Origin of the sequence: Streptomyces griseus subsp. griseus, assembly GCF_000720255.1 — a bacterium.
Taxonomy (GTDB): Bacteria; Actinomycetota; Actinomycetes; order Streptomycetales; family Streptomycetaceae; genus Streptomyces; species Streptomyces griseus_I.
Genome location: NZ_JOJE01000005.1, coordinates 543,135 through 568,038 on the forward strand (window position 1 = coordinate 543,135; position 24,904 = coordinate 568,038).

Here is a 24,904-nt window from a genome sequence, read left to right on the forward strand (position 1 = left end):
CGGGCGAGGTCGGTTGATGCATGCGGTGGCTTCTCCTGCGCTCTGTGCGCCTCGGGCTGGTCGGCGCCGGGTGGAGGGCCCCGGCAGGACGGGGGCGGAGTGGCGACATCCCTCGGCCGGGTGTTCCGCCACTCAGGTGAACGGAGCGGGGCTCCCGTGGGTCACGGCCATGGCTGGGCAGCCCTTCCGGAGTGGCCGGTGTGTGTGGGCATGGCCCTGACGGCAGCTGTGTGGCGCCGCGGACGGAACGCCCGGTGCACGTCGTCGGCATCGGCATGGCCGGGCCGGGCTGTTCACCGGGGCTCACATGTCCCGCTCGCCGTCGCTGCTTGCGGAGTTTGGTTCCTCCGCGTGGGTGTTGCGGCGCCGTGGCACCACGTTCCCGGTCGTACGGGGGCGAGTGCCGCTCGTTCGCGTCGCGGCGGGACGCGTTCGGCGTGACGCCGGAGTGCGAGGGCGGAGGGCGTTCGGCACCCTCTCGGGCCCTTCGGCGCTTGAGGTGAGGGAGGAGTCGACGGCACTCGCGGGGCGTGGGCGGCGACGGCGGCGGGGAGCCGACTTCGACGCCAGCTCGGTCGGACTGGGCACCGCGTCGACGCCGGCACTGCGCTTCGGCTCATCTGCTCGGCGCGCGGCCACGTCACCATCCGGCTCATCTGCTCGGCGCGCGGCCACGTCACCCTCCGGCTCCTCTGCTCGGCGCGCGGCTACGTCACCATCCGGCTCATCTGCTTGGGCCGCCCCCATGGCTCCCTCAGCCTCTCCCTCCACCTGCTCCACTCCATCGCCCCCCGCGGAAAGGACCTCGGCCTCCTCCCCCGCGTCGTCCGGCCCCGCGCCCGCCGGTCGGTGGCGGTCCTCGCGTTCGCCGCGTAGGCACTGCCGGATGGATTCCGGGTCGAGGCCCTCGTTGCACGCCTGGTGGAGGAGGCGGGCGAAGAGGTAGTCCGGGTCTGCGCCCAGGGCCATCGCAAATGCCTCCCTCGCCTCAATACCGTCGCCGGTCGACCAGGCCACCCAGCCGGCCAGGGTGAGGGGGGCGGCGGCGTGCTCGCCGTAGGGGCCCACGCAGCGGCGGGCCAGGGCCCGCCACAGGCGCAGGGCGGGGCCCGCCTCGTCGCCCTCCATCCACTCGGCGACGCGATCACGCGTTGTGCGGTCCTGGAGGCCGAGGATCAGCGTCGCGGCCTCGTCGTGCCCGAGCAGCTCGTCGTCGCGGCGGTCGGACATGAGCGGGCCCGAGACGGGCGGGGCTTCGGCGAGGCGCCGCATGACGCGTTCGGCCAGTTTCACCGTCTCCTCCGCCACTTCGACGCGGCCCTCGTCGTCCAGGATCCTCGGAATCAGCGCCCTGTTGGCCAGGTCCAGGGCGGCCTCCTGTTCCAGGGAGGCGGCCGTCTCCCAGGGGAGCAGCCTGGCCCGCAGTTCCCGCAGGGTGCCACGTACCTGGATGCCGGCGTAGGTGGCCGCCGCGGCGAGGACGGAGGTGCCCGGCAGGCCCATCGGCGTCCCCTCGACGGGGCAGCAGCCCTCGCTCCCGCAGCAGTACGACCAGAAGCGGTTGTCCGAAATGCACAGCGCCTCGATCACCGGCACGTCGAGGGCGCCGCACTCGACACGAAGCTTCTGGGCCAGCGGTCGCAGTCGTTCCATGACCCGCTGCCCGGACTCGCCCTTCGCCGGTTCCTGACAGACATAGGCGACGATCTGCTCGGGACGGGCTCCCCTGCGTTCGCTGCCCGTCACCAGACCGTGCGCCAACTGGCGTGCCGCGAACGCCCAGTCGTCGGGGTCAGCGGGAATCCCGAGCCGGGCCCGCCCGCCGAACCGGCCGCGGCCTTCCCGGTCGTGCAGGGCGACCAGGACGATGCTGTCCTCGGGGCGGTAGCCGAGCAGGTACGGCAGGGCGTCGGCCAGTTCGGCCGGGGTGCTCAGGGTGATCTGGTGGGTACCGAGGGCCTCGTACGGGTCATGTCCGTCACATCCGGCAATGTCGCCGTCTTCGAAGGATCCAGTGGTTTCGCCGTGATTCGTCATGCGCCGACGATCTCGCGGATCACAAGATTCCGCTTGACCCTGTGGATAACTCGGATCAGGGACACGTCACCCGTGCCGCCGACGCCTCGGCCGTGCCGGGATTGTCAGTGCGGTCCTGTTGTATGGACACATGGAACACACGAGCAACGCGGATCTCCGGGCGGCCGCCGACGCGGTCCTCGCCCGGCTCGTCGGTGACGCCACCGGTGCCGCCAGGCTGCGCGAGGACCAGTGGCGGGCGATCGAGGCCCTGGTCGCCGACAGACGCCGCGCTCTGGTGGTGCAGCGCACGGGGTGGGGCAAATCCGCGGTCTACTTCGTGGCGACCTCGCTGCTCCGGGCCCGCGGCGCCGGCCCCACCGTGATCGTCTCCCCGCTGCTCGCGCTGATGCGCAACCAGGTCGAGGCGGCGGCCCGGGCCGGGATCCACGCTCGGACGATCAACTCCGCCAACACCGAGGAGTGGGACACCGTCCAGGACGAGATCGCCGCGGGCGGCGTCGACGTCCTGCTGGTGAGCCCGGAGCGCCTGAACAACCCCGATTTCCGCGACCAGGTGCTCCCCGAGCTGGCCGCCGCGACCGGCCTGCTCGTCGTGGACGAAGCCCACTGCATCTCCGACTGGGGCCACGACTTCCGCCCCGATTACCGGCGCCTCCGGACGATGCTCACGGACCTCCCGCCGGGCGTGCCCGTCCTCGCGACGACCGCCACCGCCAACGCGCGCGTGACGGCCGACGTCGCGGAGCAGCTCGGTACGGGCGGCACGTCCGACGCCCTGGTGTTGCGCGGTCCACTGGACCGGGACAGCCTCAGCCTGGGTGTCCTGCGGCTGTCGGACGCCGCGCACCGCATGGCCTGGCTCGCCGACCACCTCGGCGAGTTGCCGGGCTCGGGGATCATCTACACGCTCACCGTGGCCGCCGCCGAGGAGGTCACCGCCTTCCTGCGGCAGCGTGGGCACACCGTCGCCTCATACACGGGAAAGACCGAGAACGCCGACCGGCAGCAGGCCGAGGAAGACCTGCTGGCCAACAAGGTCAAGGCACTGGTCGCCACGTCGGCCCTCGGCATGGGTTTCGACAAGCCCGACCTCGGCTTTGTCGTGCACCTCGGTTCGCCTTCCTCCCCCATCGCCTACTACCAGCAGGTCGGCCGTGCAGGCCGTGGTGTCGAGCATGCGGAGGTCCTCCTGCTGCCGGGCAAGGAGGACGAGGCGATCTGGGAGTACTTCGCGTCCCTCGCCTTCCCGTCGGAAGACCTGGTGCGCCGCACGCTGGACGTTCTCTCACGCGCGGAGAAGCCCATGTCGCTGCCCGCGCTGGAGCCGCTGGTGGAGCTGCGCCGCTCCCGTCTGGAGACGATGCTGAAGGTCCTCGACGTGGACGGGGCGGTGAAGCGGGTCAAGGGCGGCTGGATCGCGACGGGACAGCCGTGGACGTACGAGGCGGAGCGGTACGACTGGGTCGCCCGGCAGCGGAAGGCCGAACAGCAGGCGATGCGTGAGTACGCGTCGACGACGGACTGCCGCATGGAGTTCCTGCAGCGCCAACTGGACGACGAGGGCGCGAAACCCTGCGGCCGCTGCGACAACTGCGCGGGGGCGCGCTTCACGCCGGACACCTCCACCGCCGCTGTGGACGCCGCGCGCGTGGACCTGGGCCGGGCCGGCGTCGAGGTGGAGCCCCGCCGTATGTGGCCCACGGGGCTGCCGGCCATCGGCGTCGAGCTCAAGGGCCGTATCCCGGCGGGCGAACAGGCCGGTGCCGGGCGGGCGTTGGGGCGGCTGTCGGACATCGGATGGGGAAACAGGTTGCGGCCGATGTTCGCGGCGCAGGCCCCGGACGGTCCCGTGCCGGACGACGTGGCGCAGGCCGTGGTCGGCGTGCTGGCCGACTGGGCCAGGGGGCCGGGCGGTTGGGCCTCCGGGGCGACGGACGTCCCGTCGCGCCCGGTCGGAGTGGTCACCGTCGCCTCGCGCAGCCGTCCGCAACTGGTCGGTTCCCTGGGCGCGCGCATCGCCGACGTCGGCCGACTGCCCCTGTTGGGCAGCGTGGAGTACACGGACGACGCCCCGCGGCTCTCGCGGAGCAACAGCGCCCAGCGCCTCAAGGCACTCGCGGGCGCGCTGAGCGTGCCGCCCGAACTCGCCTCCGCCCTCGCCGGGGCGCCGGGCCCCGTCCTCCTCGTGGACGACTTCACCGAGACCGGCTGGACCTTGGCGGTCGCGGCCCGGATGCTCCGGCGCGCCGGCGCGCCAGGGGTTCTGCCACTGGTCCTGGCGGTCCAGGGGTGAGGGCGCGACCGGAGCGCGACAGACGCGAGAGCCGCCCGCGCCCGGGGCCGGTCGCGTCCCGCGCGTCGCCTGGTGGAGCATGGGGTAGGGATATAAGTCACGCACCACCGCATAACCGTCGGTGGCCCCAATTGCTCGTTGCCGCATCCCAGTTCGACAGGAAGAATTGAAGTCCGCTCCCCGCGAGGCCCGTCCGTTGATGACGTAGGGCTCTGCTGCGGTGTGCGCTCTCCCGAATCCGACCCGCCCGCAGTGTGGGCCGTAGCCGAAGGGAGGAACGTGACCTTCGGATTCGCGCCGTCCTCGGCGGCATCGTTGTCGACGTCCGCGTCCGCCGCTTCCGCCAACCGCTTGCTCGAGCCCGCGGAGTGGGCCGCCGCGGGGATCCCGCTGCTGCGCAACCCCCGGGAAGTCGTCAGCGGGCTGCACTCGCGGCACCATCCCAAGCCGGCCACGGCGATCGTGGCCGTGCTGGACCAGGAGGAGCGGGTGCGGGCGAGCGCCTCGTTCATCGGGCGGACGGCTTCGGCGGACGGCTGGATGTTCCGCAACGCCCTGCTGGCCCAACTGCGCCGGGTCATCCCGCACGACCTGCGGCGCCGCACCCCGGTGCGCACGGCCGTACTGCTCTACTGCCGTGACGGCGATCAGCGCTGGACGGAGGAGGACGGCGCGTGGATGTGGGGCCTGCGCGACGCGTGCACGCTACACGGGCTGCGCTGCGGGGCGTACATCACGCTGACACGTGATGGCTGGCAGGTCCTGGGTGAGGGCCGTGGGGGTCGTAGACCGAACGCGGACTCCGCGCCGGAACCCTTTGCGATATCCGAGGCACCGCCGCCACTGCCACGCACCGGCGGTGCCGCTTCCGAGGTTCTGCGCCGCGCGGCCGCCCGCTGAGAGGACCACCGGAGCCCCATGGTGCTCCGGACCTCAGCGGCCGACCCCGTGCGGTGCGGTACGCAGGCCTGCAGCGCGTGCGGCAAAGGTTCCCGCCCTGTACGTGGCATGAGCCCCGCCCTGCGCAGAGAACGCATTACTGACCGGCGCATGACAAGCCCGTGTTCCTCGACCTCGCCGAGGACCGGGCCACCCGCCGGCCTGGACACGGAGACGGCATCCCGCCCGAGCGCAGACACGCGGTCCCACCGAGTGCGGACACCGTCCCGCTCAAGTACAGAGACGCGCCTGCGTCTCACATCGGGCGACGCACGCACACGCCGCCCCCTCCTCGCTGCGCACGCCAAAAGCACCGCCGCGCAGACAGCCCCACGGCGGTGCCCCCGTTCACCGCGGACACCTCCGCGCCCGCGCCCGCGCCTACCGGAACGGCTCAGACGCCCGCGCCCAGCACCGCGTTGATCCGCTGCTGGTCACCGCAGACGATCAACAGGGCACCGGCCCGGCCGAGGGCCAGCGGCAGAGCGGTGACGGCCGCCGTGTCAGGGCCGCCATTGAGGGCGACGACGACCACGGGGCGGGAGGCGGCCCGGGCGGCGACAGCGGCGTCGGCGTAGAAGACGTCGTCGCGGGCGTCGTGTTGGGCCCAGTAGGACGCTTCACCGAAGGACAGCTCGTGGGTGGCCCACGGGTGCTGCTCACCGGTGGTGATCACCAGTACCTCACCCGGGGCACGGCCCGAGTCGAGGAGCAGGTCCACGGCCTCCTCGGCCGCGTCGAGGGCACCCTCGGCCGAGGCGGGGATCAGCTGGATCTGCGGGGTCGTGGTGTTCTGAGCGGAAGCGGCCGGAGCGGCCGGGCCCGAGGACTCGGGCTTGACAGCGGCTCCCTCGCGCGGCGCACGTTGCACCGGCGGCGCGGGCCGCACAGGGCCGGGGCGACCGGGGCGCGGCGGGGCCGCGGGGCGGGGGCCGGGTACGGGGCGAGGGGTCGGCGCGGTACGGCCACTGGCCGGAGTGGCGCGGGGACCCTGGGCACTCTCGTGAATCTGAGGCTCCTCGGGAATGAGAGGCATGAGCTGATTTTTATCAAACATTGGTGCGGTTGGCGCCAGCAGGTGGCACATCAGTGCGAGCGGAATGGTCAGAAATCGAAGCCGAGCTGGCCCTCGATCTCCGGAACGCTTCCGTCCGCCCAGGTGCGGGCCTTCTTGAGGTGCCGCCACTGGGGCAGCGCATCAAGATACGCCCACGACATCCGGTGGAACGGGGTGGGGCCCCGCGTCTCCAGTGCGGCCTTGTGCACGGGCGACGGATACCCGGCGTTGTCCGCAAAACCGAAGTCTGCATGGTCGATACCCAGTTCGGCCATCATTTTGTCGCGCTGAACCTTGGCGATCACCGAGGCCGCGGCGACCGCCACGCACGACCGGTCCCCCTTGATGACCGTTCGGACCCGCCAGGGGACGCCGAGATAGTCGTGCTTGCCGTCGAGGATCACCGCGTCGGGCCGGACGGGCAGGGCATCGAGTGCGCGCACCGCGGCGAGCCGCAGCGCTGCCGTCATACCCATGCTGTCGATTTCCTCCGGGGAGGAGTGGCCCAGGGCGTACGACGTCACCCACTTCTCGAGTTCCACGGCGAGTTGGGTACGCCGTTTCACGGTGAGCAGTTTGGAGTCGGTGAGGCCTTGGGGGGGGCGGCGCAGTCCGGTGACCGCCGCGCAGACGGTGACGGGACCGGCCCACGCACCGCGCCCCACCTCGTCGACACCGGCAATGATCTTCGCTCCGGTCGTGGCTCGGAGGGAGCGCTCGACGGTGTGGGTAGGTGGTTCGTACGGCATGGCGCCCTTAGCGTACGCCGCCAAGAACCCCGCGCGACACCCGGCTTCCCCGAGCAGCCCCCGGGGGCCTCGCCGATCCCGCTCAGGCTCGGTCGGCGCGCAGCAGTGGAAGCATCAGCTGGTCGATCATCTCGGTGAGATCCTGGTCGTTCCATTCGCAAGAAGAAATTTTCGAGCGATACATCATCATGGCCGGGATCGCATCACAGACGTAGCCGTTCACCGCATCGGTCCGCACCTCCCCCCGTTCGATTCCACGGGAGATGACCTCACGGAGGAGCTTGATGGTGGGCTCCACGACTCCCCCGAAGATCACGTTGTGGAACCGCTCAGCCTGACTCGGGTCGCATTCGTGAATCACCGCTCGCAGGGCGAAGCCCGGCCGGGAGAACATGGCGTCGCGCGCCCGACGGCACAGCTCCAACAGGTCCGCGCGGACACCCCCGAGATCGGGTGCCGCATCCAGACGCGGCAGTCCGGCCTCCAGCGCCTGCGCGACGAGGTCCTCCTTGGACGGCCACCGCCGGTAGACCGCCGCCTTGCCGGTCCGGGCGCGCGCGGCGACTCCCTCCATCGTCAGGCCGTTCCAGCCGACCGTACTGAGTTGCTCGAGCGCGGCGTCGAGAATCGCGCGTTCGAGCACGGCGCCACGCCGGCGGGGGGAGGTCGCCCGAGCGGGGGCGGCCGTCCAGCGTGAAGTGACCATCTGGGCGTCTCCAGCGAGCAGAGGGAGCGGGTGTTCGGGGACCGGGGAGGTGGTGCGCGGCAGCACCGGGGGGCACTTCGCGCCACGGCGATACGAGTGAACGCTTGCGTTCACTACCAGGGGGTCACTACCGTTGACGCGACAGTGAACGCGGACGTTCACTAATGCTCTTGTGGGGGACCCATAATGACGACCTCTCAATTGATCAACAATCAGAAACCCGGTGCGGCCCGCAGAGAGGGGCATCCCGGCATCGCTCTCACCGTCATCGCGGCCTGCCAGCTCATGGTGGTCCTGGACGCGACGATTGTGAACATCGCTCTGCCGCACATTCAAGACGCACTGCGCTTCAGCACCACCGACCTCACGTGGGTCGTCAGCGCCTACACGCTCACCTTCGGCGGCCTGCTGCTGCTCGGTGCCCGGGCGGGGGACGTCCTCGGCCGGCGCCGGGTGTTCATCGCGGGCATCCTGCTGTTCACCTTCGCCTCGCTGCTGGGCGGACTCGCCCAGGAGCCCTGGCAGTTGCTGGCCGCGCGCGCCCTCCAGGGCGTGGGAGGCGCGATAGCCTCGCCCACCTCCCTGGCGCTCATCACCACCACGTTTCCCGAAGGCCCGGAACGCAACCGGGCCTTCGGCGTCTTCGCCGCCGTCTCGGCGGGCGGCGGGGCCATCGGCCTGCTGGCGGGCGGCATGCTCACCGAATGGCTCGACTGGCGCTGGGTGCTCTTCGTGAACGTGCCCATCGGCATCCTGATCGCCGCGCTCGCACCGCTGTACATCAGCGAGTCCGAGCGACACCCCGGCCGCTTCGACATCGCCGGCGCGCTGACGTCGACACTGGGCATGGCGTCCCTGGTCTACGGCTTCATCCGCGCGGCGGAGGAGGGCTGGCGCGACAGTCTGACCCTCGGTTCGTTCGGGGTCGCCCTGGTGCTCCTGCTGGCCTTCGTGTTCACCGAGATGCGCGCCAAGGAGCCGATCACCCCGTTGCGGATGTTCGCCGACCGCAACCGCTCGGGCACGTACGTCATCATGCTCAGCCTGGCCGCGGCGATGTTCGGGATGTTCTTCTACATCGTGCTCTTCGTGCAGAACGTGCTGGGATACAGCCCCATCAAGTCGGGGGTGGCCTTCCTTCCCGTCACGTTCGCGATCGCCGTGGGGGCGGGGCTGTCGCAGCGCTTTCTGCCGGTGCTGGGCCCCAAGCCGTTCCTGCTCACCGGTTCCGCGCTCGTGGTCGTCGGGTTGGCCTGGCAGACCCTGATCAGCCCGGACAGCTCGTATGCCGGAGGGGTACTCGGCCCGATGCTGGTGTTCGGCTTCGGCATGGGCCTGAACTTCGTCACGGTGACGGTCACCGCGGTCTCCGGGGTCGCCCAGCAGGACGCGGGGGCCGCGTCCGGGCTCCTCAACGCCACACAACAGGTGGGCGGTTCGCTCGGGCTGTCCATCCTGACGACCGTCTTCGGCACGGCCAGCAAGGACGAGGCGGAGAAGCAGCTGCCGGACTTCCTCGCCCACGGGTCGGCGGAACAGAAGGCGGAGTTCGCCAAGACGCATCAGCTGCCCGCGCCCTGGGGGCACGAGGTGCTCGCCCACGGCATCTCCACGGCGTTCATTCCCGCCGCCGCGATGGCCGCACTCGCCCTGATCACCGCCTGGTCGGTACTGCGGGTCCGCAAGAGCGACCTCGAGGCACTGTCCGGAACGGCGGGCCCGATGGCGGGCTGACGACAGAGCACCGCGGGCCGGCCCGGAGGGCTCGCCGCAGGACGCAACGGGCATGCGCCCACGGCGGCCGGGCGGGCCCGTACCAACCCGCGACCCGCCGAGCCCCACCTTCCACCTCCCGAGCCTCACCCTCCGCCTCCCTGGCCCCGCGCCCGGCCGCGCGGCCCACATGGAAGCCAGTACAGCGACAACCAGCCAGAAACGCATCGTCACCCCGGCTCCCGTCCACACCCGTCACCACCGCGAGCACCCACACCCGTCACCACCCGCGAGCACCCACACGTCACACGGCGGTTGCCAGGACAACGCACGGCCGGTCACGCAGGGTTCCCGCCGACTACGGAGGGTTTCCCCAAGGACAGGCCGATGTCAGGCGGATCCCAGGAGCCACCCGGGCAGCGTCTCCGTCCGCTCCGCCCACGCGACGGGCGGCGCCCCCGCCTTCCCGGCGGCGAGCACCCCGCCCACGATGGCGCAGTTGGTGTCGACGTCCCCGCCGACCTGCGCGGTCGTCCAGAACGCCTCCTCGTAGTCACCGAGGGCGCGGGCGGCCGACCAGAGGGCGAAGGGCACCGTGTCATGGGCCGTCGTACGGCGTCCGCAGCCCAGCACGGCGGCCACGGTGGAGGCGTCGCCGTAGTCCAGCATGTCGCGGGCGCGCCGCAGGCCCGCACCCACGGCGCTCTTCGGGACCAGTGCGATCACGCCGTCCAGCAGTGCCTCGGCGCTGGGCGGGCCGCCGGGGGCGGCGGCCAGGGAGGCGGCAGCGGCGACGGCCATGGCGCCGACGACGGCCTCGCGGTGCTGGTGTGTGGGGTAGGCCGAGATCTCCGCCTGGTGCGTCGCCTGTTCCGGGTCGTCGGCGTACCAGGCGCCCAGGGGGGCGATCCGCATGGCCGCGCCGTTGCCCCAGGACCCCTGCCCGTTGAAGAGCGCCGCGGACAGCTCGCGCCAGTCGCCGCCCTCGCGGACCAGCCGCAGCAGCCGGTTGACCGCGGGGCCGTACCCGCGGTCGAAGTCGTGGTGCTCGGCGAAGGAGCGGGCCAGGGCGTCCTGGTCGATGCGGTGGTGGGCGGCCAGGATCGCGACCACGGAAGCGGCCATCTCCGTGTCGTCCGTCCACTGCCAGGGGGCGGGTGGCAGCTCGCGGCGCTTGAGCAGCGGGTAGTTCGCGGGCACGAAGAACTGTGAGCCCAGGGCGTCCCCCACCGTCAGTCCGCGCAGAGCTGCGAGGGCGCGGTCGAGGCGCCCGTCGGGTGAGGAGTCAGAGGTCATCGCCCTGCCACTCTATCCGGTGATCCCATAGGGCTCCGGATCTCGCCAGCGTGCGAACGGCCGGTTCAGGGTGTACTTGCCGTCCTCCCCCAGAACGAGCATCCGCATCTCGGCGTTCCCCGGGTTCGCCAGCGACTCGAACTCGGCGACCGTCCAGTGGAACCAGCGCATGCAGAACAGCCGCATGGCCAGCCCGTGGGTCACCAGGAGCACGTTCGGCGGATGGTCGGGGTCCTCGAAGCTGCGGAACAGGCTCTCCAGGAAGTTGCCGACCCGGTCGTACACGTCGGCCCCGCTCTCCCCCTGGGCGAAGCGGTAGAAGAAGTGCCCGTACGCGTCCCGATAGGCCTTCTGGAGCCGTACGTCGTCGCGGTCCTGCCAGTTTCCCCAGTCCTGCTCGCGCAGCCGGGGCTCCTCGCGCACGCGTATGAGATCGGAGTCGAGGTGGAAGGCGCGGAGGGTCTCGTGCGTACGGCGGTACGGGGACACGTAGACGCTGACGCGTTCGCGGCCGAACAGCTCCCGCAGCTCCTTACCGGTCTCCTCGGCCTGCAGCCGACCCCTCTGGGTCAGTGCCAGGGCGTGGTCGGGTTCACGCTCGTAGACGGTGTCATCAACATTGCCCGTTGACTCCCCGTGCCGGACAAGGACGATGCGCCGTGGTCGTGCCATGCCAAGACCCTAGAGCGGTGGAGGGGGCGTCGAGCACTCCTACGGCCTCCATACGGCGTAGGTCACACAGTTCCTGCACGCCGGGCCACACAGGGAGGCGGGGAAAAGCTCCTGAAGGTCCCGGAATCAGACCGTCCAGCTCGGTTCCAGTTCCACGATGTCACCCGTCAGGGACGCGATGTCCGCCTCGGTCTGGGCCCGCAGGGCGAGCCTCTCCACGCGCTCGGTGCGGTACTTGCCGTGTTCGGCCTCCGAACGCCACATCGACAGCACCAGGAACTCGTGCCCGGGTGCCTCGGCGAACAGCCCTCGGATCATGCCGGGCGAGCCGGCCATCGCTGGGTTCCAGACCTTCTCCTGCATCAGGGTGAAGTGCTCGGCCCGCTCCTCGTGGACGCGGCACAGGGCCACCCTCAGCAGGTCGGCGTCCGTGAAGCGCGGCTCGAAACCGGTCTTCACATCGAAGCGGTAGTCGAACAGCCTGACCTGCGCGTCCTTGAAGGTGCCCGCCTGGGCCGCGGCGAGCCGGTCGTGGGACCTGGCCGTGAAGGAGTCGTAGAAGGCACGGCTCTCCCAGAAGGTGAACACGTGCGCCACCGAAGGCCGCCCCCTGCTCCAGCCCCCGCCCTGTCCCCGAAATCCCGGCTCCCCCGGAAGCCCCGCCCACTTTCGCTGCCCCCGCTCGAAGCCGCGGCGGTCCACCACGGTGCAGCGAATCCACTTGACAAGCACCGCGCCATCGTAAGGCCACCGGGCGTGGCGCCGGTCACTCTCCAGCCGAGAGCATGCACGCGCACGCGCACGCGTGCGTGGCAGGATGGACAACCGGCCTTGACGGTCCGGCAGTTCGAGCCGGGGCGAACGAGGAGACGGGTACAACGGGGAGACAGGTTAAGGGGAGGCCTGGTGAGCGGGATCAGCAAGGGGATCAGCAAGGTCGAGATCTCACTGAAGTGGGATCCGAGTCCGGCGGGGCAGCCGGCCACGGACCTGGACGTCGTCGCCGCGACCTACCTGGCGGGCGAGCCGTACGGCGATCCGGCCTACGTGGTGCACTTCGACAGCCGCTCCCCCGATGGCACCATCAATCTCAACCGGGACAGCCCGGACGGCAAGGGCTTCGGCTGGGACGAGGTCATGACCGTGGAGCTCGACCGGCTGGACGCCCGGTACGCGCGCGTGGTCGTCGGTGTCGTCATACAGCAGCGTTCCGGGCGGCGGGCGTTCGTGGACGTGATCAACCCGGCCATCCGGATCCGCGAGGGTTACACCGTCCTCGCCGAGGACGACTTCGGCGGCGCTCTGGGGGCGACGGCCGCGACGATCGCGGAGTTCGTGCGCGACGAGTCCGGCGAGTGGTCCTTCCACGCGGGGGTCCACGGCTACGACGACGACCCGGCCGACTTCGCGCGGCTCATGGGGCGGGCGCGGGAGTCCTGACGCTGCTCCCTCGGGAGAGCCGACGAGACAGACACCGAGGGCGGTGGAGCCGGGAACCGGCTCCACCGCCCTCGGGCAGTCAGGTGATCAGCTGCAGCCGCTGGTCGAGCCGCAGCCCTCGCAGATGTAGCAGGAACCGGCCCGCTGCATCTTCGTACCGCAGGAGAAGCACAGCGGGGCGTCGGCCTGGATGCCCAGCTGCATCTCGACCAGCTCGGCGCTGGTGTGCGCCTGCTTCGGAGCTGCCTTGGCGGCCTCGACCTCGGCCTTCGGGGTGGCGACGGCCTTCAGCTCCTGGGCGCGCGGCGCCGACTGGGCCAGGCCCTCGACGTCCATGTCCTCCTCGGTGGGCTCGTACGAACCCGTCTCCAGGTGGCGCTGACGCTCCTCGGCGGAGTGGATGCCGAGCGCGGAGCGCGTCTCGAAGGGGAGGAAGTCCAGCGCCAGGCGGCGGAAGATGTAGTCGACGATCGACTGCGCCATCCGCACGTCCGGGTCGTCGGTCATACCGGCCGGCTCGAAGCGCATGTTGGTGAACTTCGAGACGTACGTCTCCAGCGGCACGCCGTACTGGAGGCCGACGGAGACCGCGATGGAGAAGGCGTCCATCATGCCCGCGAGCGTCGAGCCCTGCTTGGACATCTTCAGGAAGACCTCGCCGAGACCGTCGTCCGGGTAGGAGTTGGCGGTCATGTAGCCCTCGGCGCCGCCGACCGTGAAGGACGTCGTGATGCCGGGACGGCCCTTGGGGAGACGCTTGCGGACCGGGCGGTACTCGACCACCTTCTCGACCGCGGTACGGATCGTCTCCTCGGCCTTCTCCGTGATCTCGACCTTCTCCTTCTCCTTGGTCTTCGCGGAGAGGGGCTGGCCGACCTTGCAGTTGTCGCGGTAGATGGCGAGCGCCTTGACGCCCAGCTTCCAGGCCTCGAAGTAGATCTCCTCGACCTCCTCGACGGTCGCCGTCTCCGGCATGTTGACCGTCTTGGAGATGGCGCCGGAGATCCACGGCTGGATCGCGGCCATCATGCGGACGTGGCCCATCGGGGAGATGGCCCGCTCGCCCATCGCGCAGTCGAACACCTCGTAGTGCTCGTGCGCGAGACCGGGAGCGTCGATCACGTTGCCGTGGTCGGCGATGTGGGCGACGATCGCCTCGATCTGCTCCTCCTGGTAACCCAGGCGGCGCAGGGCCTGCGGGACGGTGCCGTTGACGATCTGCATCGAACCGCCGCCGACCAGCTTCTTGAACTTGACCAGCGCGAGGTCGGGCTCGACACCGGTGGTGTCGCAGGACATGGCCAGACCGATGGTGCCGGTCGGGGCGAGCACGGACGCCTGGGAGTTACGGAACCCGTTCTTCTCGCCGAGACGCAGCACGTCCTGCCAGGCCTCCGTGGCGGCGGCCCAGACCGGGGAGTCCAGGTCGTCCATGCGCACGGCGATGCCGTTGGCGTCGGAGTGCTGCTTCATGACGCGGTTGTGGGCGTCGGCGTTGCGGGCGTAACCGTCGTACGGGCCGACGACCGCGGCCAGCTCGGCGGAGCGCTTGTACGCCGTGCCGGTCATCAGGGAGGTGATGGCGCCGGCGAGGGCGCGGCCGCCGTCGGAGTCGTAGGCGTGGCCGGTCGCCATCAGCAGGGCGCCGAGGTTGGCGTAGCCGATGCCGAGTTGGCGGAAGGCGCGGGTGTTCTCGCCGATCTTCTGGGTCGGGAAGTCCGCGAAGCAGATGGAGATGTCCATCGCGGTGATGACCAGCTCGACGACCTTCGAGAAGCGCTCGACGTCGAAGGACTGGCTGCCCTTGCCGTCGTCCTTCAGGAACTTCATCAGGTTCAGCGAGGCGAGGTTGCAGGACGTGTTGTCCAGGTGCATGTACTCGCTGCACGGGTTCGACGCGGTGATCCGGCCGGACTCGGGGCAGGTGTGCCAGTTGTTGATGACGCCGTCGTACTGGATACCGGGGTCGGCGCAGGCCCAGGCGGCCTCGGCGAGCTTGCGGAACAGGGCCTTGGCGTCGACCTTCTCGATGACCTCGCCGGTCATACGGGCGCGGAGGCCGAACTCGGTACCGTTCTGGACGGCCGTCATGAACTCGTCGTTCACGCGGACGCTGTTGTTGGCGTTCTGGTACTGGACGGACGTGATGTCGTCGCCGCCCAGGTCCATGTCGAAGCCCGCGTCACGCAGGGCGCGAATCTTCTCCTCCTCCTTCACCTTGGTGGCGATGAAGTCCTCGATGTCCGGGTGGTCCACGTCCAGGACGACCATCTTGGCGGCGCGGCGGGTGGCGCCACCGGACTTGATGGTGCCGGCGGAGGCGTCGGCGCCCCGCATGAAGGAGACCGGGCCGGAGGCGTTGCCGCCGGAGGAGAGCAGCTCCTTGGAGGAGCGGATGCGGGAGAGGTTCAGGCCGGCGCCGGAGCCGCCCTTGAAGATCATGCCCTCTTCCTTGTACCAGTCGAGGATCGACTCCATGGAGTCGTCGACGGCGAGGATGAAGCAGGCGGAGACCTGCTGCGGCTGGGGCGTGCCGACGTTGAACCAGACGGGGCTGTTGAAGCTGAAGATCTGGTGCAGGAGGGCGTACGCCAGTTCGTGCTCGAAGATCTCCGCGTCGGCGGGCGAGGCGAAGTACTTGTTGTCCTCGCCCGCCTTCCGGTACGTCTTCACGATGCGGTCGATCAGCTGCTTGAGGCTGACCTCGCGCTGCGGGGTGCCGACGGCACCGCGGAAGTACTTGCTGGTGACGATGTTGACCGCGTTCACCGACCAGAAGTCGGGGAACTCGACGCCACGCTGCTCGAAGTTGACCGAGCCGTCGCGCCAGTTGGTCATGACGACGTCCCGGGCCTCCCAGGCCACCTCGTCGTACGGGTGCACGCCGGGGGTGGTGTGGATGCGCTCGACACGCAGTCCCTTGGTGGCCTTGGCGCCCTTCGCCCGGGTGCCCCTCGCCGGACCGCTCGCCGTCTCTGTCATGCCGCCTCCCTGTACGGGCGTAAACGCCCTGAAATGCCACGTTGTTCCCGTGACACGTTGTTCTGTCTGGTGTTGCGGGCACTCTCTCGCTGCCGCCCGCAACAGGTCTTCGATCGCCGCCGCCCGGCCGGACCCGGACCCTGAATCCCGGTTCCGGCCCGTCGGTCAGTCGGCGTGGACGGGCTCGGGGACCTGAACGGTCCCTCCGGGCCCGCCGTCGTCTTCCCGGCTCCCCGCACCCGCGCCCTCGCGGTCGTCGTCGTCCGCGGCGAGGAGTCCCGTCTGTTCCCTGAGTTCCGCGATCGCGGCCTCGAAGTCCTCGAGCGAGTCGAACGCCCGGTAAACGGAGGCGAATCGCAGGTAGGCGACGAGGTCGAGCTCCTGCAACGGGCCGAGTATGGCCAGCCCCACGTCGTGGGTGGTCAGCTCGGCGCTTCCGGTGGCCCGCACCGCCTCCTCGACCCGCTGGCCGAGTTGGGCGAGCGCGTCCTCGGTGACAGGCCGTCCCTGGCACGCCTTGCGCACGCCGTTGATGACCTTGGTACGGCTGAACGGCTCGGTGACTCCGGACCGCTTCACCACCATGAGCGAGCACGTCTCCACGGTCGTGAAACGACGGGAGCAGTCAGGACACTGGCGGCGCCTGCGGATCGACGTGCCGTCGTCGGTCGTACGGCTGTCGACGACGCGGCTGTCGGGGTGCCTGCAGAAGGGGCAGTGCATGGACTCCAACCCTCCTCACAGCAGACTCAATAGCCCCAGAGGCCTCTCGGGCCCCTCGAAGCAGCCCCAAGCATAGGCGATCTCCCGGAGCGCGAAGACCGGGGGGACCACAACTTCTGGGCCACTGCCGCAATCCAACCACTAGATGTGGGGATTGGCTCATACATGCACGCCAGACGCGCGTGTCTCACGGAGATCGGCACGTGCCAGTGGCCCACGCCGCCACACGGAGCACAGCCGGGCCCGCGGACACGCCCGACGCACGGCCGCGCAGGCGTACCGCCGCGACACATACGGAGATACCGTGGGCGCCGCAGGGAGAAGGCGTGCGACTCCCGTGAGAGCGGGGGGCAGCACCGGGTCGACGGGGCGCCGGATGGCAGACTGAGCGACAACCTACGAGGTCAACGGGCCCGACGGTGAAGGGTACGACAATGAGCCCATTTGTCCGTCGCCCCTCGCGTTAGCCATACACCCAGACACACGATCAGGACAGACGAATCGCGGTTTTTCACTCGAACGTGTGTTTGGCGCAACCTTTCGAAAGCAACTACCGTTGTGCTGCAGGGAGACCATCGAGAGGGGCCGACGTGACCACCACCGCAGACAGTGCCACCATCACTGCCCAGGACCGCTCCCAGGGCCGACTCGAGCCGGTGCATGCGATGAACGAAGCCACGAATCCCGAGCACAAGCGCTCACTGCCGGGCCGACCTCCAGGCATCCGGGCGGACAGCTCGGGACTCACCGACAGGCAGCGCCGGGTGATCGAGGTCATCAGGGACTCCGTGCAGCGGCGCGGCTACCCGCCGTCGATGCGTGAGATCGGCCAGGCGGTCGGCCTGTCCAGCACCTCCTCGGTCGCACACCAGCTCATGGCCCTGGAGCGCAAGGGCTTCCTGCGCCGCGACCCGCACCGTCCGCGCGCCTACGAGGTCCGCGGCTCCGACCAGGCGGCCTCCGTGCAGCCCACGGACACCGCGGGCAAGCCCGCCGCGTCGTACGTCCCGCTGGTCGGCCGCATCGCCGCAGGCGGCCCGATCCTCGCCGAGGAGTCGGTCGAGGACGTGTTCCCCCTGCCCCGGCAGCTCGTGGGTGACGGCGAGCTCTTCGTCCTGAAGGTCGTCGGTGACTCGATGATCGAGGCCGCGATCTGCGACGGCGACTGGGTCACCGTGCGCCGCCAGCCGGTCGCCGAGAACGGCGACATCGTGGCCGCGATGCTCGACGGCGAGGCCACCGTCAAGCGCTTCAAGCGCGAGGACGGGCATGTCTGGCTGCTCCCGCACAACGCGGCCTACGAGCCGATCCCCGGTGACGACGCGACCATCCTCGGCAAGGTGGTGGCCGTTCTGCGCCGCGTCTGATCACAGCCGCGTCTGATTCACAGCCGCGTCTGAGAACAGCGGCGGGCGGGCCTCAGCGACCCGCCCCTAGACTGGGCCCCGGGATCCCTGCGCCGATTCCGGGGCCCTGTGCTGTCCGGAGGCCTGTCCTACGGCGTCTCCGTCTGCTGCTCCGCCCCCGCCTGCCGCTCGCCTTCCGTCAGCTTCGCCGCCGCGTCGATCGCCGCCAGCGACCTGCGGACCTGGTTGCGGTCCGTGGTGTACCAGAAGTCGGGCAGTGAGGCCTTGAGATAGCTGCCGTACCGTGCCGTGGCCAACCGCTGGTCCAGTACGGCGACCACACCACGGTCTCCCGACGCCCGTACGAGGCGGCCTGCGCCCTGGGCCATGAGCAGGGCGGCGTGGGTGGCGGCGACGGCCATGAAGCCGTTGCCCCCGGCCTCCTCCACCGCCTTCTGGCGGGCGCTCATCAGCGGGTCGTCGGGGCGCGGGAACGGGATCTTGTCCATCACGACCAGCTGGCAGCTGGGGCCTGGGACATCGACGCCCTGCCAGAGCGACAGCGTGCCGAAGAGGCACGTCTCCGGATCCCCGGCGAAGTTCTTGATCAGCTCACCGAGGGTCTCCTCGCCCTGGAGGAGGATCGGGAACTCGGGGATGCGGGAGCGCAGCTCCTCCGCGGCGATCTGGGCGGCGCGCATCGAGGAGAACAGGCCCAGCGTGCGACCGCCGGCGGCCTGGATCAGCTCGGTCAGCTCGTCGAGCATGTCGCCGCGGTCGCCGTCGCGGGCGGGACGGGCCAGGTGCTTGGCGACGTAGAGGATGCCCTGCTTGGGGTAGTCGAAGGGCGAGCCGACGTCGACGCCCTTCCACTGCGGGACGTCCTCGCCCTCCGTGCCCTCGGGGGCGAGGCCCAGAGAGGCACCCACACCGTTGAAGTCGCCGCCCAGCTTGAGGGTCGCGGAGGTCAGGACGACCGAGCGGTCCGTGAAGAGCTTTTCCCGCAGCAGGCCGGAAACGGACATGGGAGCCACCCGCAAGGAGGCACCGAAGCGGTCGTGGCGCTCGTACCAGACGACGTCCCACTCGGAGCCGTTCACGATCCGCTCCGCCACGTCGTGGACGCTCTCGACGGAGGCCAGCGCCTGCTTGCGCACGGCGTCCTCGTCCTGGACGGACTTGTCACGGGTGGCGCCGATCGCCGAGATGACGGTGCGGGCCGCGTCGCGCAGCGCCATCAGCGCGTACCCGAGGTCCTCCGGGATCTCCTCCAGGCGGCCCGGCAGCGCCAGCTCCATCAGCCGTTCGAAGCCCTCGGCGGCGGTCTGAAGCTGGTCGGCGGCCTTCTCGTTGACGAGTTTCGCCGCTCTGCGGACCGCGCGGTTGACCTGGCCCGGGGTGAGCTCGCCGGTGGCGACGCCGGTGACGCGCGAGACCAGCTCGTGTGCCTCGTCGACGATCAGCACCTCGTGCTGCGGGAGGACCGGCGCGCCCTCGATGGCGTCGATCGCCAGCAGTGCGTGGTTGGTGACGACGACCTCGGCGAGCTTGGCGCGCTCGCGGGCCATCTCGGCGAAGCACTCGGCGCCGTACGCGCACTTGGTGGCGCCCAGGCACTCCCGGGAGGAGACCGACACCTGTGCCCAGGCCCGGTCGGAGACGCCCGGAGTGAGGTCGTCGCGGTCGCCGGACTCGGTCTCGTCCGACCAGTCGCGCAGGCGCAGCAGGTCCTGGCCCAGCTTGCTGGTGGGCGCGGCCGCCTCGAACTGGTCGAAGAGGCCCTCCTCCTCGTCCTGCGGCATGCCCTCGTGGAGGCGGTGCAGGCACAGGTAGTTCGACCTGCCCTTGAGCATCGCGAACTCCGGGCGGCGGCGCAGCAGGGGGTGCAGCGCCTCGACCGTGCGGGGCAGGTCCCGCTCCACGAGCTGGCGCTGGAGAGCGAGAGTGGCCGTCGCCACGACGACGCGCTCCCCGTGCGCGAGGGCGGGCACCAGGTACCCCAGCGACTTGCCGGTGCCGGTACCGGCCTGCACCAACAGGTGGGAGCCGTCGTCGATCGCCTCCGCGACGGCTTCGGCCATGGTCACCTGGCCGGGGCGCTCCGTACCGCCGACGGATGTGACGGCAGCATGCAGGAGTTCGGGGAGTGAGGGCTTCGTCATAGCGCGACCACCCTACGACCCGGGACTGACAAACGGGTGATCACGGTGGAGGCGAGGGGTGGGATCAAGACCTTGGTTTCTCGGGTGGGGGCGGATCTCGGACGGGTGTCACATGAGATGGCGCAGGGAGCGGTCCCGCACCATCAGGGCGGCCCGTTTGGCGGGCAGGTCGACCTCGGCGGCGTACCGGAAACCGGCGCTGAGGAACGCGGCGACGGAGGGGACGTTGCGCAGGTCCGGTTCCGCGACGACCCGTGCGCAGGCAGGCCGCCGCTCGAGGACGAGGTCGGCGACCGCTCTGAGCAGGACGCTGCCGAGCCCCCGCCCCCGGTCGGCGACGGCGCCGATCAGGAGGTGGAGCCCCGTGTCGTGCGGTCGGGCGGGGTAGTGGCGGGCCAGCGGGTCGAGGTCCGCGCGGTAGATCTCCCAGTAGCTCATCGGTGTGCCTTCGAGGAGGCCGAGGCACGGAACGCTGCGTCCGTCGCCGGCGAGCTGGGCGCTGAGGTGTTGTTCGGTCGCGCTCAGGGGTCCGGCGAGCTCCCAGTACGCCGCGACGGCGGGGTCCGTCATCCAGCCGTGGACGAGCGGGAGGTCGCGCTCCACGCTGACGGGGACGAGGTAGAACTTGCCGACGGGGGTGGAGGCAGGGCCCCAGTCCCCGATGTGGTCGAGCAGGTCGCCGTAGGGGGGCCGGATGGGCTGAGGGTCGATCGGTGGGAAGCGGCTCGCCCACGGCGGGTCGACGACGGGGCGGCTCGGTGCTGTGCCCATGCGCTCCGTACCCGGGTCTCCTTCCTGGCGGGCCCCGGACCGGGCCTCCTCCCGTTGACGGTCCCGCCGCTCCTCCTCCGGCCCTGCCTTCAGCTCTTCCTTCCGCTGCTCCTCGATGAGCGCGAGGAGTTCGTCGGGCAGCTGGAGGTCGAGGGTGTCCTCGCTGTCCGGGCCGTGCCCCGGGGCGGGAGGGATGTCGGTGAGCGGTGCGGTACCGGGTTCGGCGCTAGGGTCGGTGGGAGGCACGGCGGGCTCTCCTCTCAGGAGACGGGGCGGGGCATGGTCCTCGAGAAGGTTCGGGGTCTGGTCAGCTGTGCAGCGGGTTGACGACGGTGACGTAGACCGACTGCGTGTCCACCGGTCCGACGAGTTCGTCCAGGCCGTGCAGCCGGGTCAGCAGATTGGCCTTGCAGCGCAGGACGGGTGAGTCGAGCAGGCGGGCGGGCAGGGTGCTGCGCAGCCGGTCGGGGCCGGTGGCCGCGTCGGTGAGGAAGCGGCGGAACGCGGCAAGCAGCAGCCGCTCGTCGGCGAGGCGCTGGGATCCGAAGGCGCCGATGAGGCCGAGCACGTTGTTGATCGCGAGGTAGTACGCGAAGCGTTCGTCCGTGACCTCGTCGGCGACGAAGGTGTCGCTGCGCTCGCCGATGCCGGGCAGCCGGGCGTCCAGTTCCGCGCGCCGGGACTCGCGGAAGTAGTAGCCCTGGTTGTCGCGGTAGCGGCCGCCCGTGGGCCATCCGTCGCGGTCCAGCAGGAGCAGTGTGTTCTGCTGGTGCGCCTCCAGGGCGATGCCCGCCTCGCCGTCCAGCCACAGCACGGGGCGGACGACCTGCTCCAGGTAGCGCAGGAACCACTCGGCGGCCACGGCTCGGTGGGGGCGGCCGGTACGGGCGGCGAGGCGTGTGACGATCTCGGCCAGCCGGGAACGCAGTACCGCCGCCCGTGGTCGTGGTCGTGGTGAGACGAGACCGGCGACGCAGGAGACGTCGTCGGTGGGAGCGAACGGGTTGTGCCGGATCATCACGTCCAGCCCGGTCAGGGGCGCGCCGTCCGGTCCGTCGACGGCGAGCCAGGCCGGGTCGCGCACGATGTCGAAGCCCGGGTGGGCGGCCCGCCACCGCGCGGAGAGGCCGGCGCGCAGCAGGCGGTGCACCTCGACCCCGCGGTGGAGCTCCTTGCGGAGGTTCTCCCGGCGGGAATTGGTGATGTTCAGGCCCAGCGACAGCTTGAGCATGGCGGGGGCGCCGGACCGGTGCACCGTGCGCAGCGAGGAGGTGGGATGCCAGTCGGGGCCCTGGACGCCGAGGTCACGCAGGAGTCGGGCGTCGAGCATGGCCGCCACCTCGGGACGCTGCCGGACCTCGCGCAGTTGCCAGGGGTGCAGGGGCAGGGCCGCGTAGCCGTCGGGCAGCGGCGGCAGACCGTCTCCGGCGAGTCGTGCCGTGAGCTGGGCTGCGGGGACGGGACGGCCACGTTCGGTCCAGGCCGAGTCGGTGGCGAGCACGGAGGGGGCGACGGACAGCCAGTGCAGGGGGAAGGCGCCCCGCGCTTCGGGCGAGTACCGCCGTGTTTCCGCCTCGGAGAGGCCGTCACGGCTCTTCGGGGCCGGGTGCAGCGGATGTCCGAGCACGAGCGCCTGTTCGGCCGCGAGGAAGAGGTCGGGGCCGTCCGCGGGGTGGTCCCTGCGCTCGCTGATGAAGGTGACGGTACGGCGGAGGGAGTCGGCGACCCGTGCGACCAGATCGGGGCCGTGGGGGTGGGCGGGGGTGGGAGCGGTGACGGCGGCGGAGGCCGGTTCGTAGGGCAGGGCGGTCCCGGTGGGGCCCGCGACGACCGGTTCGTCGGGCGTACCGGCCGTTTCCCGTGCGAGCAGCGCCGCGACCGTCACCGCGTCGGCCGGCGGGGACTGACCCGGTGTGTCGGCCAGGTGCGGGAGTCCGAAGCGGTGCCAGCCCGTCGGGGACCAGTACTGGACGCGGACGAGCAGGGCCGTGCCACTGGCGGGCAGCGGGATGCGCAGGGTGCCGTCGGTGGGGGCGGGCACGCCGGTCTCGCGTACCCAGCAGCGCAGCAGGTTCTCGACGGCGGCGGCCTGGGCCGTGGTGTACGGGTCGAGGTGCTCCAGCAGGTCGGTCACGGGGCCGAGCGATCGTTCCGCCGCCGGGGCTTCCGCCTGCTGCCCGACGACGGCCGGGGCGGGCGCGGCCCGGGTGGCGGAGGGACCCGGAGTCGCTGTCTGGGAACGGTCGTCGTGCGTGGGCGTGAAGTTCAAGACGGTTCCTCGGGGAGTGCTTCTGGCTCGGGTGGCGACGAACGGCGGGGTCCCGCGGTACGGCCGCGCGTGGACGGCGTACGTGCAGGTGTTCCGGTTTGCGGCACGCCGTCCCGGTGAGCGCGTACGGCGGCACCCACCGCGTCGGTGAGGCGGTCGACGACCGCTGCCGCCTGCTCGTCGGTGATCGTCAGCGGCGGAAGCAGGCGGACGACGCTGCCGTGCGGGCCGCCGACGTCGACGATCAGCCCCCGCCGCAGACACTCCCGCTGGACGGCGGCCGCGAGTGCGGGGGCGGCGGGGTGGGGCGTGCTCGTCGGCTGAGGGAGGCCGGTGGATGCGGGCGAGTCTGCGGATCGGGGCGGGCCCTGGGACCGACGCGGGTCCTCGGGCCGAGGCCGGCCGTCGCACCGAGGTACGCCATCAGCAGTCGGATCCACCAACTCGACGCCGATCATCAGCCCCCTCCCCCGCACCTCACCCACTCGGTCGAACTCATCCCCCAGCTCGCGCAATTGCCCGAGCACGCGTGCGCCGAGGGTCGCCGCTCGTTCGGCGAGGCGGTTCGCACGGACGTGGGCGAGGGTGGCCGTTCCCGCGGCCAGGGCGAGTTGGTTGCCGCGGAAGGTGCCCCGGGGGGCACCGGGCCGCCGTCCCGCGAGGTCGGCGAGGCGCGTCGGATCGGCCGGCTCCTCCAGGTCCGCGCGGTGGACGACGACGGCCAGCGGCAGGCTGCCGCCGATGGCCTTGGACAGCACCATCACGTCGGGCGTGACGCCACTGTGCTCCACCGCCCAGAACGCCCCGGTCCGGCCGACGCCGGTGTCCGACTCGTCGGCGATCAGGGGGATGGACCGGTCGGTGGTGAGGCGTCGCATGCGCCGCATCCAGGTGTCCGGCGCGGGGATGACGCCGCCCTCGCCCTGGACGGGTTCCAGGATCATCCCGGCCGGGTGACGGACGTCGGAGTCGGGGGCGTCGAGGACGGACTCGGTCCAGCGGGCGGCGAGTTCGGCGCCGCGCTCGCCGCCGACGCCGAACGGGCAGCGGTAGTCCTGCGGATACGGCAGACGCGCCACGCGCGCCTCGAAGGCACCGTCGGCGCTCGCGCCGTGGTGGGCGCCGGTGAAGGCGAGGACGCCGGTGCGGCCGGTCGCCGCCCGGACCAGGTCGAAGGCGGCCTCCACCGCGTCCGTGCCGGCGGGTCCGCAGAACCGTACGCGCGCGTGCCCGGCGAGTCCGGGCGGGAGGGTGTGGAACAGCTCGGTGACGAAGGCGTCCTCGACGGGGGTCGCCAGGCCCAGCACGTCCAGGGGCGCGCCGGAGTCGAGAACCTTGCGGATCGCCTCCAGGACAACGGGGTGGTTGTGGCCGAGGGCGAGCGTTCCGGCGCCGGAGAGGCAGTCGAGGTAACGGCGGCCGTGCGCGTCCTCGACGGTCAGCCCGCGGGCCCGGACCGGCACGATGGGCAGGGCGCGCGCGTAGGTGCGCGCCGCCGGCTCACGGGCCGACTGGCGGCGCGGGATCCCCTCGGTCATGGCCACGGCCGCTCCCTCACCACGACTCCGCCCCGCCCCGGACAGCAGGAAGCCCACCGCTACAACCTCGCAGCGCCCGTCGGGTTACGGGTTGCCTCAAGATCTGTGCAGCGCCGGGACCGTGCCGCTCCGCGGCTCGTAGCGAAACCGTTGCCGTTCCATCGGAAGTCCCCCATGGCGGGCGCATAGGGTGTGGTGCCGTTCCCGG

The 24,904-nt window shown here is 71.0% G+C and carries 18 protein-coding genes; 5 read left to right on the forward strand and 13 right to left on the reverse strand.

Going from position 1 to position 24,904, the window contains the following annotated elements:
* Positions 1–303 precede the first annotated feature (303 nt).
* Entirely contained in the window at positions 304–2,037 is a 1,734-nt protein-coding gene (locus tag IG99_RS10545) for a DUF4192 domain-containing protein (protein WP_037672102.1), read from the reverse strand.
* A 130-nt stretch (positions 2,038–2,167) separates the two neighbouring features.
* Here IG99_RS10545 and IG99_RS10550 point away from each other — a divergent pair, with 130 nt between their 5' ends.
* On the forward strand, positions 2,168–4,333 hold the full coding sequence (locus IG99_RS10550; RefSeq protein ID WP_037672103.1) for a RecQ family ATP-dependent DNA helicase: 2,166 nt from the start codon (positions 2,168–2,170) through the stop codon (positions 4,331–4,333).
* Positions 4,334–4,612: 279 nt separating this feature from the next.
* A complete protein-coding gene (locus tag IG99_RS10555) occupies positions 4,613–5,233 on the forward strand; it encodes a hypothetical protein (RefSeq protein WP_037672105.1) in 621 nt (206 codons plus the stop codon).
* A 433-nt stretch (positions 5,234–5,666) separates the two neighbouring features.
* Here the strand turns inward: IG99_RS10555 and IG99_RS10560 are convergent, their stop codons facing one another.
* The 3 genes from IG99_RS10560 to IG99_RS10570 form a co-directional block, all read right to left on the reverse strand.
* Complete coding sequence (locus IG99_RS10560) at positions 5,667–6,308, reverse strand: hypothetical protein (protein ID WP_078947621.1); 642 nt, start codon at positions 6,306–6,308, stop codon at positions 5,667–5,669.
* Positions 6,309–6,376: 68 nt separating this feature from the next.
* A complete protein-coding gene (locus tag IG99_RS10565; protein WP_037672106.1) occupies positions 6,377–7,078 on the reverse strand; it encodes a ribonuclease HII in 702 nt (233 codons plus the stop codon).
* A gap of 82 nt (positions 7,079–7,160) precedes the next feature.
* Entirely contained in the window at positions 7,161–7,784 is a 624-nt protein-coding gene (locus tag IG99_RS10570; RefSeq protein ID WP_037672332.1) for a TetR/AcrR family transcriptional regulator, read from the reverse strand.
* 186 nt (positions 7,785–7,970) lie between these two features.
* Between IG99_RS10570 and IG99_RS10575 the strand changes: the two genes are divergently transcribed.
* On the forward strand, positions 7,971–9,518 hold the full coding sequence (locus IG99_RS10575) for an MFS transporter (protein ID WP_051865139.1): 1,548 nt from the start codon (positions 7,971–7,973) through the stop codon (positions 9,516–9,518).
* A 369-nt stretch (positions 9,519–9,887) separates the two neighbouring features.
* Here the strand turns inward: IG99_RS10575 and IG99_RS10580 are convergent, their stop codons facing one another.
* The 3 genes from IG99_RS10580 to IG99_RS10590 form a co-directional block, all read right to left on the reverse strand.
* Positions 9,888–10,793, reverse strand: a complete 906-nt coding sequence (locus tag IG99_RS10580) for an ADP-ribosylglycohydrolase family protein (protein ID WP_037672110.1) — start codon at positions 10,791–10,793, stop codon at positions 9,888–9,890.
* 12 nt (positions 10,794–10,805) lie between these two features.
* Entirely contained in the window at positions 10,806–11,465 is a 660-nt protein-coding gene (locus IG99_RS10585; protein ID WP_037672114.1) for a histidine phosphatase family protein, read from the reverse strand.
* A gap of 126 nt (positions 11,466–11,591) precedes the next feature.
* Complete coding sequence (locus IG99_RS10590; protein WP_037672115.1) at positions 11,592–12,197, reverse strand: YdbC family protein; 606 nt, start codon at positions 12,195–12,197, stop codon at positions 11,592–11,594.
* A 174-nt stretch (positions 12,198–12,371) separates the two neighbouring features.
* Between IG99_RS10590 and IG99_RS10595 the strand changes: the two genes are divergently transcribed.
* Positions 12,372–12,905 carry a TerD family protein gene (locus tag IG99_RS10595; RefSeq protein ID WP_037672116.1) on the forward strand — a complete coding sequence of 178 codons (534 nt, stop codon included), beginning with the start codon at positions 12,372–12,374 and terminating at the stop codon, positions 12,903–12,905.
* Positions 12,906–12,992: 87 nt separating this feature from the next.
* Here IG99_RS10595 and IG99_RS10600 read toward each other — a convergent pair whose 3' ends face one another.
* Together IG99_RS10600 and nrdR are read right to left on the reverse strand one after the other, a co-directional pair.
* Positions 12,993–15,887, reverse strand: a complete 2,895-nt coding sequence (locus IG99_RS10600; RefSeq protein WP_037672117.1) for a vitamin B12-dependent ribonucleotide reductase — start codon at positions 15,885–15,887, stop codon at positions 12,993–12,995.
* A 165-nt stretch (positions 15,888–16,052) separates the two neighbouring features.
* Positions 16,053–16,610, reverse strand: coding sequence for a transcriptional regulator NrdR (nrdR, locus tag IG99_RS10605; RefSeq protein ID WP_037672119.1), 558 nt, complete (start codon positions 16,608–16,610; stop codon positions 16,053–16,055).
* A 590-nt stretch (positions 16,611–17,200) separates the two neighbouring features.
* Here nrdR and lexA point away from each other — a divergent pair.
* Positions 17,201–17,977 carry a transcriptional repressor LexA gene (gene lexA, locus IG99_RS10610; protein ID WP_037672120.1) on the forward strand — a complete coding sequence of 259 codons (777 nt, stop codon included), beginning with the start codon at positions 17,201–17,203 and terminating at the stop codon, positions 17,975–17,977.
* 128 nt (positions 17,978–18,105) lie between these two features.
* Here lexA and IG99_RS10615 read toward each other — a convergent pair whose 3' ends face one another.
* The 4 genes from IG99_RS10615 to IG99_RS10630 form a co-directional block, all read right to left on the reverse strand.
* The gene (locus IG99_RS10615; RefSeq protein WP_037672123.1) at positions 18,106–20,118 is read right to left on the reverse strand and encodes an ATP-dependent DNA helicase; all 2,013 of its coding nucleotides are present in this window, start codon (positions 20,116–20,118) and stop codon (positions 18,106–18,108) included.
* A gap of 108 nt (positions 20,119–20,226) precedes the next feature.
* The gene (locus IG99_RS10620) at positions 20,227–21,135 is read right to left on the reverse strand and encodes a GNAT family N-acetyltransferase (RefSeq protein WP_037672125.1); all 909 of its coding nucleotides are present in this window, start codon (positions 21,133–21,135) and stop codon (positions 20,227–20,229) included.
* Between the two features lie 61 nt (positions 21,136–21,196).
* Positions 21,197–23,158, reverse strand: a complete 1,962-nt coding sequence (locus IG99_RS10625; protein WP_037672127.1) for an IucA/IucC family protein — start codon at positions 23,156–23,158, stop codon at positions 21,197–21,199.
* The gene (locus IG99_RS10630) at positions 23,155–24,696 is read right to left on the reverse strand and encodes an aminotransferase class III-fold pyridoxal phosphate-dependent enzyme (protein WP_078947622.1); all 1,542 of its coding nucleotides are present in this window, start codon (positions 24,694–24,696) and stop codon (positions 23,155–23,157) included. Before IG99_RS10630 ends, IG99_RS10625 begins: the two co-directional genes overlap by 4 nt.
* Positions 24,697–24,904: the final 208 nt, after the last annotated feature.